General features: G+C 59.2%; 9 protein-coding genes and 1 pseudogene. 4 read left to right on the top strand and 6 right to left on the bottom strand.

Features of this window, described 5'->3' with window-relative positions:
- Positions 1 to 212: 212 nt before the first annotated feature.
- The 3 genes from K1567_RS09180 to K1567_RS09170 all read right to left on the bottom strand — a co-directional run bounded on the left by K1567_RS09180 (position 213) and on the right by K1567_RS09170 (position 5,364).
- Positions 213 to 2,390, bottom strand: a complete 2,178-nt coding sequence (locus K1567_RS09180; protein ID WP_034096302.1) for a hypothetical protein — start codon at positions 2,388 to 2,390, stop codon at positions 213 to 215.
- A 205-nt stretch (positions 2,391 to 2,595) separates the two neighbouring features.
- Positions 2,596 to 4,860, bottom strand: coding sequence for a bifunctional diguanylate cyclase/phosphodiesterase (locus tag K1567_RS09175; protein WP_220698393.1), 2,265 nt, complete (start codon positions 4,858 to 4,860; stop codon positions 2,596 to 2,598).
- A gap of 138 nt (positions 4,861 to 4,998) precedes the next feature.
- Positions 4,999 to 5,364, bottom strand: coding sequence for a YkgJ family cysteine cluster protein (locus tag K1567_RS09170; protein WP_034096304.1), 366 nt, complete (start codon positions 5,362 to 5,364; stop codon positions 4,999 to 5,001).
- A 254-nt stretch (positions 5,365 to 5,618) separates the two neighbouring features.
- Between K1567_RS09170 and K1567_RS09165 the strand changes: the two genes are divergently transcribed.
- Complete coding sequence (locus K1567_RS09165; protein WP_034096305.1) at positions 5,619 to 6,965, top strand: MFS transporter; 1,347 nt, start codon at positions 5,619 to 5,621, stop codon at positions 6,963 to 6,965.
- Positions 6,966 to 7,085: 120 nt separating this feature from the next.
- On the opposite strand, the gene rapA is transcribed toward K1567_RS09165, so the two are convergent.
- Complete coding sequence (gene rapA / locus K1567_RS09160) at positions 7,086 to 9,932, bottom strand: RNA polymerase-associated protein RapA (RefSeq protein ID WP_034112221.1); 2,847 nt, start codon at positions 9,930 to 9,932, stop codon at positions 7,086 to 7,088.
- A gap of 218 nt (positions 9,933 to 10,150) precedes the next feature.
- Between rapA and K1567_RS09155 the strand changes: the two genes are divergently transcribed.
- Complete coding sequence (locus tag K1567_RS09155) at positions 10,151 to 10,492, top strand: hypothetical protein (RefSeq protein WP_034096307.1); 342 nt, start codon at positions 10,151 to 10,153, stop codon at positions 10,490 to 10,492.
- On the opposite strand, the pseudogene K1567_RS27515 reads toward K1567_RS09155, so the two are convergent.
- Positions 10,489 to 10,745: pseudogene (locus K1567_RS27515) on the bottom strand (aminotransferase); the annotation flags it as partial. The gene K1567_RS09155 and the pseudogene K1567_RS27515 overlap by 4 nt on opposite strands.
- Before the next feature lie 205 nt (positions 10,746 to 10,950).
- Here K1567_RS27515 and K1567_RS09150 point away from each other — a divergent pair.
- Entirely contained in the window at positions 10,951 to 11,112 is a 162-nt protein-coding gene (locus K1567_RS09150; protein ID WP_094064713.1) for a hypothetical protein, read from the top strand.
- A gap of 143 nt (positions 11,113 to 11,255) precedes the next feature.
- The gene (ccoM, locus tag K1567_RS27775; RefSeq protein WP_034096309.1) at positions 11,256 to 11,372 is read left to right on the top strand and encodes a cytochrome c oxidase subunit CcoM; all 117 of its coding nucleotides are present in this window, start codon (positions 11,256 to 11,258) and stop codon (positions 11,370 to 11,372) included.
- A 154-nt stretch (positions 11,373 to 11,526) separates the two neighbouring features.
- Here the strand turns inward: ccoM and K1567_RS09145 are convergent, their stop codons facing one another.
- Positions 11,527 to 13,002 carry an inorganic phosphate transporter gene (locus tag K1567_RS09145; RefSeq protein WP_034096310.1) on the bottom strand — a complete coding sequence of 492 codons (1,476 nt, stop codon included), beginning with the start codon at positions 13,000 to 13,002 and terminating at the stop codon, positions 11,527 to 11,529.
- Positions 13,003 to 13,195 lie beyond the last annotated feature (193 nt).

Raw genomic sequence — 13,195 nt, 5'->3', positions numbered from 1 at the left:
TTCTGCTCGAAGAAGTGTGTAGCGGAGTAACCGCTGGCGGCGTGATGGCATCTTGCCGTAGAGAAAGGTCACAGCCGAGGGTGACGTGCACGTCACGGGAACAGTTTCAGGGGGCTAGGAAGGCCTGGGCAATTGTTTCGAAGTATGCCAATGAAATGAAGGCCTTCATTCAAAGCGCCATCGCGGACCCGCCGCGATGGCATCGCCTCACGTCAGCCGGTCTTGCCGGTATGGTTGTTCAACGAAATGACCTTGGTCTTCCCGATCCGATGACGGTAAATCTCACGCAGGTACTTGATCGCCTTTTTCACGCAATCCCGTGACAGGCGAATGTCATTGATCGACACGAATTTCTCTTTGTCGTTGATCAGCTCGCGGTACTTCTTCTCATACATCGGTTTGATCGCGTACCAGTTGGTATCGAGGATCTTCGCCGGGTTTTCAAACTCATTGAGCAACTCGTCGATACGGTCTTCGTCGAAATCCTCGTGGATGATGAAGTCCAGGATCGAGTTGTCCAGGGTGTCGTCGAAACGATACGGATTGCGCGCAAAGCAGCGTTTGATAAACGCCACGATCAAAGTGAGGAAGTCATCCGACAGGCACGGGCTCTTGGCGATCAAGGTGGTCAGTGACAGGTTGGCCGACGCGCCGATCACCAGGGCATAGCGCTTGAGCGTGGTGTTGGGGAACAGGCTGTTGAGGTGAGTCTTGAGCCGATTCAGGTCCATATAGGACAGCTTGTAGTCCTTGGGCAGCGAGACGATCGACACCACCGACGAGCAGTTCTTGAAGAAGTGCAGGTCGTGCAGCGCCGCCGCGTCATAGCCGGAGTTCTTGTATTGTTCCAGGGACGCCTTGTAACGCTTGGACTCGATCGGCAACAGGCTGATGCCTTCGATGGCCTGGGTGACTTTATTGAAGTGCGGCAAATCGATGGAGCGGAAGAACAGGTCGTCGATGTTCAGGCGCTGAGGTTCTTTTTCGAAGACCTTGAACTTGTCATTCGACGGCGCCGGGGTTTCCGGGACCACGGATTCGGCGTAGGCAATCGCCACCGGGCCGGCCAGGCTCATAAACAGGTCGTTGGCATCCAGGCGAATGGTTTCGCCGATGTCGATACCGGCGCGGCGGAAATAGTTCTGGTCGTAGTCGGTGGTCACCGCCTGGGCCGTGAGGATGTTGAAGATCTGCTGGGAGATGTACTGGTTGGCGTGTTTCTCCATGGCATTGACATCAATGTTTTGGATATTGCCGTCGTCGCTCTCTTCGGCGTAACGCATGATGTCGTTGGAGATCAGCATCATGGCGTTCCACGGCCGGATACGGCCCTTTACGCTGGCTTCGCTGCTGTCTTCATTGGCGAAGTTGTACGAGAAGTCCCATTCTTCGGAAAGGTATTTGCACAGCAGGCGCCCGGCGTTGATGTGCAAGGCCTCGGACATTTCGCTGCGGTGGTCGGAAATATTCGGCAGTACGCAAATGCCGCTGGTGAAGATCGGCTCGAATACAAAGGCATGTCCGCTCTTGCTGTCGTGCTCGTCGGCGGGTTTGGTATCGAACGTTTTGTTCATGTACGAGTGTTGTTGAGCCAGGCCGAATTCGGACGCCATCCCCGAGCCGGTGCCGCCGCCGGCGCTGAAAATCGAAAAATACAGGCGCGACTGGTTGGCTTTGATGCCGCAGGAGTCGATGAGGTACGAGTGGATCATCTTCCAGTCGGGGCTGGAGAAACGCTGGGTATCTTTGTTGAGGATGATCTTGGCCAGGTACTGGCCGAGGATCGGGGCGTTACCGGCGCCGCCGGCATGCACTTCCGACAGGTCCATGATTTTCATTTTGCTGTAATCGCGCAGGAAGCCGCTCTTTTCGTTTTTGCGCGAGAAGCGGATACGCCCGGCGATGTCTTTATCCAGGTCGCCCAGCATCACCAGCGGCTCCACCAGGAACACCGGTTTGCTGGCCTTGCCGCTGCCCAGCCGCAAGTTGTTGCGAATCCATTGGGCCGGGCTGTAACCCTTATCGATCGACTTGTCTTCAGTGCTGAACTCGTTCAGGTAAAACTTGCGCGCGTTGTACACCAGTTCTGCCACGTCCAGAGCGATGTTGGAACCGCAACGGCCCAGGCCGATCAGGCACACCGAGGGGAATTCCTGGTCGCTGTGCTGTTCGCCATCGCCTTCGGCGTGGGGTGGGCGCGGGAACACCATGTCGCGCAGGCCGTCGAGGTTATCGAGAATGCGGTCGGTGTTGGTTTCGGTGAAGTACAAATACTGCTGAGTGGCCAGCGCGGAGGGGGTGCTCAATGACTTTGAACCTGAGGTTTTTTCCGCAGGAGCTGTGAGCAACACGTCGGATACCACGTTGGCAGAGTTATTTTTAGAAGTCATTGTGCGCCATGTGCCTGGGCGGATGGCTGAAGTGCATCAAAAGGCCATCACGGAATGGGAGTTCGCGACTTTACAGTGCGTCGTTGTCCTGCGCCGTTGAGCTTGAGGCTGAAGCACTCAAGAAAACGCTGATGCGGACTCTGATGAATCGGCCGTTCGTCGGCGATCTTTAGGGAAATGATGGCGAAATGCCAAAGATTGATGATCAACGGATGGGCCTTACGATCGAACCGGAGCCGCTGCGGCTGGCCGAAGGCTCCTTCAAAAGTGCCGACTCCTTGCTGGCGGCGGCGCGCATCCGGTGGAGAGGGTTGCGCCGCTCAATGCCCTGAACCACGCCAATGATGTCGCTGACGGCCACCGCCGGACTTAACAGGTAGCCCTGGATGAAATCGCAGCCCAGGCCGTGCAGCAGTTCGAATTGGCTCTGGGTTTCCACGCCTTCGGTCACTACTTGGAGGTGAAGGGTATGGCCCATGCCAATGATCGCCTGGACGATCTCCATATCGGCGGTGGACTTGGGAATATCTTGGATAAACGAGCAATCGATCTTCAATGTGTTGAGCGGCAAGCGTTTGAGATAGGCGAGGGACGAATAGCCGGTGCCGAAATCATCAATCGCCAGCGACACGCCCAGTGAGCGAATTTGCCGCAGCAGCGCCAGAGTGCTACTGATATTGCCCATCAGCGCGTTCTCGGTCACTTCCAGCTCCAGTCGATTGGCGGCCAGGCCGCTGAAGCGCAGAGCGTCTTCGATTTCATCCGCCAGCTCATCCCGCTCCAGGTTCAGGGCTGAGCAGTTCACCGAGAGGGTCAAGTCGGTGTAGCCCCGGTCCGTGAGCAGGCTCAGGTCATGGCAGGCTTGGCGCAGCACCCAGTGGTCCAAGTCGGCGATCAAGCCGTTGTTTTCGGCAATCTCGATAAACCGATCGGGGGCTAGCAGCCCGTGCTGTGGATGCTGCCAGCGTACCAGGGCTTCCAGGCGACTGACTTTGCCCAGTTTCATGTCGAAGATCGGTTGGTAGAACAGCACCAATTGGGTTCCGGTACGCAGGGCACTGCGCAGTTCTTCTTCCAATTGCAATTCGAGGGTGGCGCGGGTCTTCAAGTTGGAACTGAAGAAATTCAGGCTGTTGCGCCCCGCATCTTTGGACTGATAAAGCGCCAGGTCGGCGGTTTTGAGCAGCTCTTCGCATGTCTGACCGTCATCGGGAAACAGGCTGATGCCGATGCTGGTGGTCATCACCATCCGACGGCCCGCCAGTTCCACTGGTTCTTTCATTTTCTGCATGATGCGTTGGGCCAGATGCCGCGCTTCATCGCGGTGGTGAATGCTGATGAGGATGCAGAACTCGTCGCCGCCGAACCGGGCGACCACGTCGGCATGGCTGCGTACCGAGCCTTTGATATGGCTGGCCAGCACTGTCAGGAGCTGGTCGCCGGCGTCATGGCCGAGGCTATCGTTGATGCGCTTGAAATGATCGATATCGAGGAAGATCACCGCCATCATGCCGTGGTTCACGGTATTTTCTATGACTTTCTCCGCAAAGACCTGGTTGAACCCGCGACGATTGAGCAGGCTGGTCAGCGCATCGTAATGGGCCACCTGCTGCAAGGAGGCGCGAGCTTGGTCCAGTTCGCTGAGCAATGCGTTGACTCGGCGCAAATCGCGTTCCTTGTGCTGCAGCTTCTTGTCCGCCAGGGCCGCGCTGATGCTGCTGCTGATGACCAGCAGGGTGATGACAGCCACCGACAGACCCAATTGGATGGGATTGTTGTCCAGCCGTAGCGAAAGGTCTGCACCCGTTGGCACCACCAATTGCAGGGCTGCCATTCCGGTGAAATGCATGCTGATAATGCCCGCGCCCAGCACCAGGCTGGCGGCGTATTTGAGCAGTTGATGGAATATTCCGGCGCCGGTGCGCAGGTAACTCGACAGCAACAACGCCGCCAGGCTGGCGCCCATGGCAATGCCGATTGAGGCCAGCAGCAGCCATGAGTCGAAATACATTTGGGCCTGAGAGCGCATGGCCGACATGCCGACGTAATGCATCAGGGCGATGCCGATGCCTATCCACACAGCTGCGAGCAGGTATTGATGCAGTCGCACCTTCGTATGGCTGAGGGTTTTCATTGCGAACAGCGAAGCGACGAGGGCGATCAACAGGGACGTGAAGGTTGTGAGCAGTTCGTAGTGAAACGCGATGGGAGCCTGGAAGGCCAGCATGCTGATGAAGTGAGTCGACCAGATGCCGCCGGCCAGGCAACCCGCACCCAGCCAGCGCCAGTGGCGGCGGGCGGTGGGGTTTTCGACATGGCCGACCCGTTCAGCCATGTCCAGCGTGCCGAACCCCGCCGCGCAGGCGACCAAATAAGCCAGCAGCACCAGGAATGGGTTATGACTGCAGTTGAGTAATAAGTGCCCGTTCGCTGGAAGGTCGGTAAAAAAGTGCAGACCTAGCCATTCCATAGCATGTCCTGTCATAGGGTCACGTCACTGCCTACGGCGATGACCTATGAGGTCGAGTATAGAAGCCTCGCGGGATTTTCCATGGCTAATGGCACTTTGCTCTGGACCATTTCGGCATGCCGTTCATAGCGTTTGATGCTAAGCGCTGATGGGAAGCTCCACTTCGAACGGTGCTGGCAACGGCGCCAGGCCGAACGCAGCGCGCGCAGCATCGCAGTCGACGTTCTGCACGCCCTGGCTCCAAGACGATTCAAACTCGCGGCAGACGCTGGAGCGTTGTTCGTAGATCGTGCAACGGGTGCCTTCGCCCACCTGGCCCTCTAGGCTGCAGCAACGCGCGGGCTTTTGGTCGGTGCCGATCATCGCCACGCGGGTGGGGTTGATCTGTACCACCAGATCATCGGGCACCGTGCCCCCCGACGAGGCGCACTCGCCCCAGAAGAATGACACGCGAAAATAGGAACAGCAGGCACCGCAACTCAGACACGGACTGGCTTCGGACATGGGCGTCATCGATACGAAAAGTGGGATAGGGGCACTACAGGAAGGCTCGCCATTCTATCCACGCCATCGCCATTGGGAAGAGGGGGGCGCACATATATTTTGCGTAGGCAAAGTCCCGCAGCGCCGGGTGAAATTACGTCCTATCAGCTTTACGAATCATTACAGACAACCACCGCCAGCGTGACTATGTTGCAGGAACCTGAGCAGGATGCAGCGGGCATCGCAGCTCTCATAACAATAAAAGAGACGGACCCATGCAGAACTCGACCCAAGCGGCGAATGCCTGGCGCATTCTGTTCCTGCTGTTCCTCGCCAACCTGTTCAATTTCTTTGATCGCACTATCCCGGCGATCATCATCGAACCCATTCGCATGGAATGGCACCTGAGCGACTTCCAGCTCGGCATCATCGGCACCGCCTTCACCATCGTCTATGCCATCGCCGGCCTGCCCCTGGGGCGTCTGGCCGATACCGGTTCGCGCAGCAAATTGATGGGCTGGGGCCTGTTTGCCTGGAGCGGGCTGACGGCGGTCAACGGCTTGGTAGGCAGTTTCTGGAGTTTTCTGCTGGTGCGCATGGGCATCGGCATCGGCGAAGCCAGCTACGCACCGGCCGCTAACTCGCTGATCGGCGACCTGTTCCCAGCGCACCGCCGCGCCCGCGCCATGGGGATATTCATGCTCGGTCTACCGTTGGGCCTGCTATTGGCGTTCTTTACCATCGGGGCGATGGTCAAGGCGTTCGACAGCTGGCGCGCGCCGTTCTTTATTGCCGCAGTGCCGGGGCTGATCCTGGCGGTGTTCATGTTCTATATCAAAGAGCCCAAGCGTGGCGCGGCCGAGACTGTGCAGGTGTCGCAGACGCGTGTCGACCGCCCGATCCGCCGTGTGCTGGCGGTGCCGACATTCCTGTGGCTGGTACTGGCCGGGCTGTGCTTCAACTTCGCGACTTACGCGTGCAATTCCTTTCTGGTGCCGATGTTGCAGCGCTATTTTCTGCTGCCGTTGCAAGACGCGGCGGTGGCCACTGGGGTTATCGTCGGTGTGACCGGCCTGGTCGGTCTGACCCTGGGCGGCTGGATCGCCGATAAGATTCACCAGCGGATTGCCAATGGTCGGCTGTTGTTCGCCGCCTGCAGCTTGATTATTTCCACCGTCACTACCGCCTGGGCCCTGCATGCCGGGCGCATTGAAATCGGCGTGTTTATCGCGCTGTTCAGCGTTGGCTGGTTGTTTGCGTACAACTTCTACACCTGTGTCTACACCGCGATTCAAGACGTGGTGGAACCGCGCCTGCGGGCTACGGCGATGGCGCTGTTTTTTGCTGGGTTGTACCTGCTGGGCGGCGGCATGGGGCCGATTGTAGTTGGCGGTTTGTCCGACTACTTTGCCCATTCGGCGATGTATGCGGACGGGGCGCAACAGATGACGGAAGCCTACAAGGCCGTGGGGTTGCACGACGCCATGTACCTGATTCCGGTGGCGCTGTTGTTGACGATGCTGTTTCTGTTCCAGGCCTCGCGCAGTTTTGTGCGGGATGCCAAGCGGATGAAAGAGGGGTTAAGTGCGGTTGAAGTGCCGGCTGTTGCCGCGACCGCTTGAGACTGAGGTGATGCCATCGGGGGCAAGCCCCCTCCCACAGTTGACCGAGTTGTCATGTCGATCACAGATCAATGTGGGAGGGGGCTTGCCCCCGATAAGGTCACCAGGGCAGGAGAGTCATCAACCCGCCACCAGCACCCGAATCGCTTCCAGACGCAGCGCAGCTTTGTCGAGCATGGCCAGGCCTTGCTCGCGCTGCTGGCGTAGCGCAACCAGTTCGCTGTCGCGTACGGTCGGGTTGACCGCTTGCAAGGCGGTCAGGCGCGCCAGTTCTTCATCGGTATCCGCCGCCAGGCGACGTTTGGCTTCGGTCACGCGTTCGGCATGGCGCGGGGTGATCTTCTCTTCACCGGCGTTGATGCGCGGGGTGAGTTGATCGCGCTGGGCCTGTACGAACTTGTTGGCGCTGGCCCGTGGCACGCTTTCCAATTGATCGTTGAGGGTTTCGAACGACACTCGACCGGCCAGGTCGTTGCCATTGGTGTCCAGCAGGCAGCGCAGGGCGGCCGGTGGCAGGTAGCGACCCAGTTGCAGCGAACGCGGCGCCACCACCTCACTGACATACAGCAGTTCAAGCAGTACGGTGCCTGGTTTGAGCGCCTTGTTCTTGATCAGAGCCACGGCGGTGTTGCCCATGGAACCGGACAGCACCAGGTCCATGCCGCCCTGCACCATCGGGTGTTCCCAGGTGATGAACTGCATGTCTTCGCGCGACAGCGCCTGGTCGCGATCGTAGGTGATGGTCACGCCTTCGTCGTCGCCCAAGGGGAAACTGGCGTCGAGCATCTTTTCGCTGGGCTTGAGGATCAGTGCATTTTCCGAATGATCTTCGCTGTCGATACCGAACGCATCGAACAGGGTTTCCATATAGATCGGCAGTGCGAACTGATCGTCCTGCTCCAGGATGGCTTCCACCAGCGCATCGCCTTCACCTGCACCGCCGGAGTTGAGTTCCAGCAGGCGGTCGCGACCGGTGTGCAGTTCCTCTTCCAGACGCTCGCGCTCGGCACGGGCCTCGTCGATCAGCGCTTGCCACTCGCCATCGTCAGCGTTTTCCAGCAGCGGCAGCAGGCGCGGGCCAAACTGATGCTGCAAGGCGTTGCCGGTCGGGCAGGTGTTGAGGAAGGCATTCAGCGCCTCGTGGTACCACTGGAACAGCCGCTCCTGCGGGCTGGTTTCCAGGTACGGCACATGCAGTTCGATCACATGTTTCTGACCGATCCGGTCCAGACGGCCGATCCGCTGCTCCAGCAGGTCCGGGTGGGACGGCAGATCGAACAGCACCAGGTGGTGGGCGAACTGGAAGTTGCGGCCTTCACTGCCGATTTCCGAACAAATCAACACCTGGGCGCCGAATTCCTCATCGGCGAAGTAGGCGGCGGCGCGGTCACGCTCAAGAATGTTCATGCCTTCATGGAACACCGTGGCCGGAATACCGGAACGCACGCGTAGGGCGTCCTCCAGGTCCATGGCGGTTTCAGCGTGGGCGCAGATCACCAGGACCTTGGTGCGCTTGAGCATTTTCAACTGGTCGATCAGCCACTCGACCCGTGGGTCGAAACGCCACCAGCGGTTTTCTTCGTCGATATCCGGCTGCGACTGGAAGCTGACTTCCGGGTACAACTCGGCGTGCTCGCCCAGGGGCAGTTCGAGGTATTCGTCCGGGTTCGGCAGCGGGTAGGCGTGCAGCTTGCGCTCCGGGAACCCCTGCACCGCGGCGCGGGTGTTGCGGAACAGCACGCGGCCGGTGCCGTGGCGGTCCAGCAGCTCACGCACCAGACGGGCGCTGGCATCGGTGTCGCCATCGTTGACGGCAGTGAGCAGCGCTTCGCCTTCGTTGCCGAGGAAGCCGTGGATGGTCTGGTGTGCGGCCGGCGACAGACGACCCTTGTCCAGCAGTTCCTGCACGGCTTCGGCCACCGGGCGATAGTTTTCGCTCTCGGCACGGAAGGCTTGCAGGTCATGGAAGCGGTTCGGGTCAAGCAGGCGCAGGCGCGCGAAGTGGCTGTCCTGGCCCAGTTGCTCCGGGGTTGCGGTCAGCAGCAGCACGCCGGGAATGACCTCGGCCAGTTGCTCGACCAGCGCGTATTCCGGGCTGACCTTGTCTTCATGCCACACCAGGTGATGGGCTTCGTCGACCACCAGCAGGTCCCAGCCGGCGGCGAACAGCGCGTCCTGGGCTTTCTCGTCGTCCACCAGCCATTCCAGGGCCACCAGTGCGAGCTGGGTGTCTTCGAAGGGGTTGGTGGCATCGCTTTCGATAAAGCGTTCTTCGTCGAACAGCGCAACCTGCAGGTTGAAGCGGCGGCGCATTTCCACCAGCCATTGGTGCTGCAGGTTTTCCGGGACCAGGATCAGCACGCGATTGGCGCGGCCCGACAGCAGCTGGCGATGGATCACCAGGCCGGCTTCGATGGTTTTGCCCAGGCCCACTTCGTCGGCCAGCAATACCCGCGGCGCGATACGGTCAGCGACTTCACGGGCGATATGCAGTTGGTGCGCGATAGGCTGCGCACGCACGCCGCCCAGGCCCCACAGCGAAGATTGCAGTTGGCGGCTGGTGTGTTCCAGGGTGTGGTAGCGCAGCGAGAACCAGGCCAGTGGGTCGATCTGCCCGGCGAACAACCGGTCGCTGGCCAGGCGGAACTGGATGAAATTGGAGAGTTGGGTTTCCGGCAGGGTGACCTGCTCGTTCTGCCCATTGAGGCCGTGATACACCAGCAGACCGTCGACGTCGTCGACTTCCTGCACGGTCATTTTCCAGCCTTCGAAATGGGTGATGGAGTCGCCCGGCGAAAACCGCACGCGGGTCAGAGGCGCATTCCGTAGCGCATACTGGCGGGTGTCGCCAGTGGCCGGATAGAGCACGGTCAACAAGCGGCCGTCCTGTGCCAGAACGGTGCCTAACCCCAGCTCTGCTTCGCTGTCACTAATCCAGCGTTGCCCCGGTTGATACTGCTGCGCCATGCTGCCTGACTCCCGCCGTGAAAAAGCCGACTATCTTAACGGAACAAGGTCCACCGCCCAAGGACTCTGACAAAAACTACGCCGTTTGCATGCCGCCTTGGGCGCTGAATCGACGGGTGGCGGGCACTTGCGAGTGTCGACTGGGTCACAGCTTCAAACCGTGGCGCTCAAGTCGCTCCGCACTACGCCGACAGCCTGAGATCAGGAGATGAAAACTTATGCTGCCACCCATGTTGCCCGTCAGCGTTGTGCCGGTCACGTCACAACTCGATCCGGTGCGCCAGAAGCCGGATATCCCGCCCGTGGTGCCCGTGCAACAAGGCTCCAACGAAAGCACGATCGATCTGAAAAAGGGCGATGCGGAACAATCCACTTTTCTGCTGCGCGAGGAACAACGTCGTCAGCAGGAGCAGCAGAAGCGTCGGCGCGAGGCGGATGAAGATCCCGAGCAGCACCTGGCCATCCCCGGCGATCTGCTTAACGCCGATAACACTGTGCCGGTAGTGCCGCTGATTGAGGACGCGCCGCGCCAGGGCCTGTGGGTGGACGTCGAAGTCTAGCGACGCAACGCCCGCAGGGCGTTTAGCAGGGCATCGATATCGTCATCGTCATCGTCATCCTCATCGTCGCTGAGCGGGCAGACGCAGATGCGCGCAATGCTGGACAGGCCTCGAGCCTGCATGTCCCACGGGTGCAGGCCACGCCGTTGGCGCCAATGTTGATGCCCAGCAAGCCCAACCGCCGTTTGAGTTCGAACCCATCTCAGTCGTCGAGCGTGAAGGCGATCAAGCCCGATTGATGCTCGCCCAAGTCAACTTCCGTGCGTGCCACGGCTTCGAACGCTCGCAGGGCCGGCAACGGCGGAAGGTCTTTGTGCAGTGCCACCTGAATGCACCTCGAACGGTTGGGCAGATGCGCCGATCTTGGTCGATGGCCTGCCTTTTGTCGTTCGCTGATTTGCCGTGGGGCGGGGTTGGCCGCATTATTGGGGCATTCCCGCCACCACAAAAGCCAAGCCATGAGTGATGAACCCAAGCTGATCGACCTGAATGCCGAACGCGCCAAGCGGGTGCATGACCTTAACGAGAAACGTCTGAATGAAGTTCGCCAGGCATTCGAACAGGCCATGCCCCTTGGAAAAGCCAAGAAGAAACCGAAAAACAAACCTAAAAAGCGTTGAAATGGCCTGCATCTATTGATGCAGGTCAGTTATTTCCCTCCTTTACGCCCCGTTGCGGGCGACATTGATCCCCGTCAATTTTCCAATGTGCCTTCTCCATTAACTTAGCCCCATCGCAACAGGGCAAGCACAGGAGGCCGGTCATGTTTATCGATAATGTGGTGTTTGCCGGAGTGCTGACGGTCAGCCTCATGGTGTTGTTCTTTGTAGGGTTTGGAATTTTTATCTGGAAAGACGCGCATAAGCGTAAAAAACCTTAAGTCTTTCCGGGTTACATGAGCACGCAAGGCATTTTGGGCGACTTCGGTCGCCCTTTTTTTTTGCCTGTTATTTATGCCTGGCATTAATGCGCAGCCATAAAAAAAGGTGCGGTCCTCCTGCGAGGCCGCACCTTCTTTATTCAGCGCAGGGCGATCAGCTACCCAGCGCCTTGGACGCCAGCCAGAACAACCCGGCCGACAACGCCACCGTCGCCGGCAAGGTCAGCACCCAGGCCATCAGGATGGTCTTGACCGTGCCGCCTTGCAGGCCGCTTTTGTTGGCAACCATGGTGCCGGCAACGCCGGACGACAGCACATGGGTAGTCGACACCGGCAGGCTAAAGATGTTGGCCAGGCCAATCATGCTCGCCGTGGTGATCTGCGCCGACATGCCTTGGGCGTAGGTCATGCCTTGCTTGCCGATCTTCTCGCCGATGGTCAGCACTACGCGCTTCCAACCAACCATGGTGCCCAGGCCCAGGGCCAGTGCAACGGCCAGGATCACCCAGAACGGTGCGTACTCGGTGGTGGCGGTCAGGTCTTTGCGCAGCTTGTCGAGGTCGGATTTCTCACGGGCATCCAGGCCTGGCAGCTTGCCGACTTTCTTCGCGGTGTCGTCCAGGCAAAGCAGGTAGCGACGCACTTCGATACGTTGATCGGCGCTCAGCGAATGGTAGTCAGACACACCTTTCAAGGTGTTGACCAGCGCGTTGATGGTCGGCTCGGTCTGTTGCGGGTTGCACTGGAACTTGCCCGGCAGGTCGTCCTTCATGCTTTTGCCCAGGGCTAGGAACTCGCCGAGGGTTTCGTTATTGCGCTGATAGAACTGACTCAAATGCACGGTGGCGTCGCGGGTGCGTTCGATCTGGTATGTGGTGCTGCCCAGGTCGAGTACGAACTGCGCCGGCACGATACCGATCAGCACCAGCATGATCAGGCCGATACCCTTCTGACCGTCGTTGGAACCGTGCACGAAGCTTACGGCCATGGCCGAGATCACCAGTACCAGACGGTTCCAGAACGGCGGATGCTTCTTGTCGTCGAGCTTGCGGCGCTGGTCCGGCGTCTTGTGCATCTTCGACAGCGGGCGCCACCACTTCAGGCCGATCAGCACCAGGGCCGCGACCAGGAACCCGGCCATCGGCGAGAACACCAGGGAGGCACCGATATCGATCGCTTTCTGCCAGTTCACACCGTCAGCCAGGGGGATATCGTTGATCAGTGCGTTGGCCAGGCCGACACCGAGGATCGAGCCGATCAAGGTGTGGGAACTGGAAGCAGGGATGCCGAAATACCAAGTGCCGAGGTTCCAGGTGATCGCCGCCGCCAATAATGAGAAGACCATGGCCAGACCATGGCCGGTATTCACATTGATCAGCAGCTCCACCGGCAGCAGATGCACGATGGCGTAAGCGACACCCACACCGCCGAGCAACACGCCGAGGAAGTTGAACACCCCAGAGAAGAACACGGCCAGGTGTGGCGGCATGGCTTTGGTATAGATGACTGTGGCCACCGCGTTAGCGGTGTCATGAAAGCCATTGATGAACTCGAAGGCGAGGACAAAGGCCAGGGCGAGCAACAGGCTCACTAGAACCCACGCATCCAGTCCGCTGAATAAATCGATCATGAAGGTTTTCTGACCCGGTCGTAAGGGGGCGCGATTATGCCAGAAAACCTCGGTAATCGATGCACTAGCTGCTCATCGGTAACATTCATCAATGAAAAAATACCCAGGGACGGCGTGTATCCCAGGGATTCCGGGGCTTTGGCAAGTGTTTGATTTATAAAGCAGAGGGCGTGCGAGGAGGGGGAATGTCACC

This window comes from Pseudomonas sp. S5F11 (genome assembly GCF_019641515.1).
Classification (GTDB): domain Bacteria; phylum Pseudomonadota; class Gammaproteobacteria; order Pseudomonadales; family Pseudomonadaceae; genus Aquipseudomonas; species Aquipseudomonas rhodesiae.
Note: the sequence above shows the minus strand (reverse complement) of the source record. Positions and strands in the feature narration are given on the sequence as shown.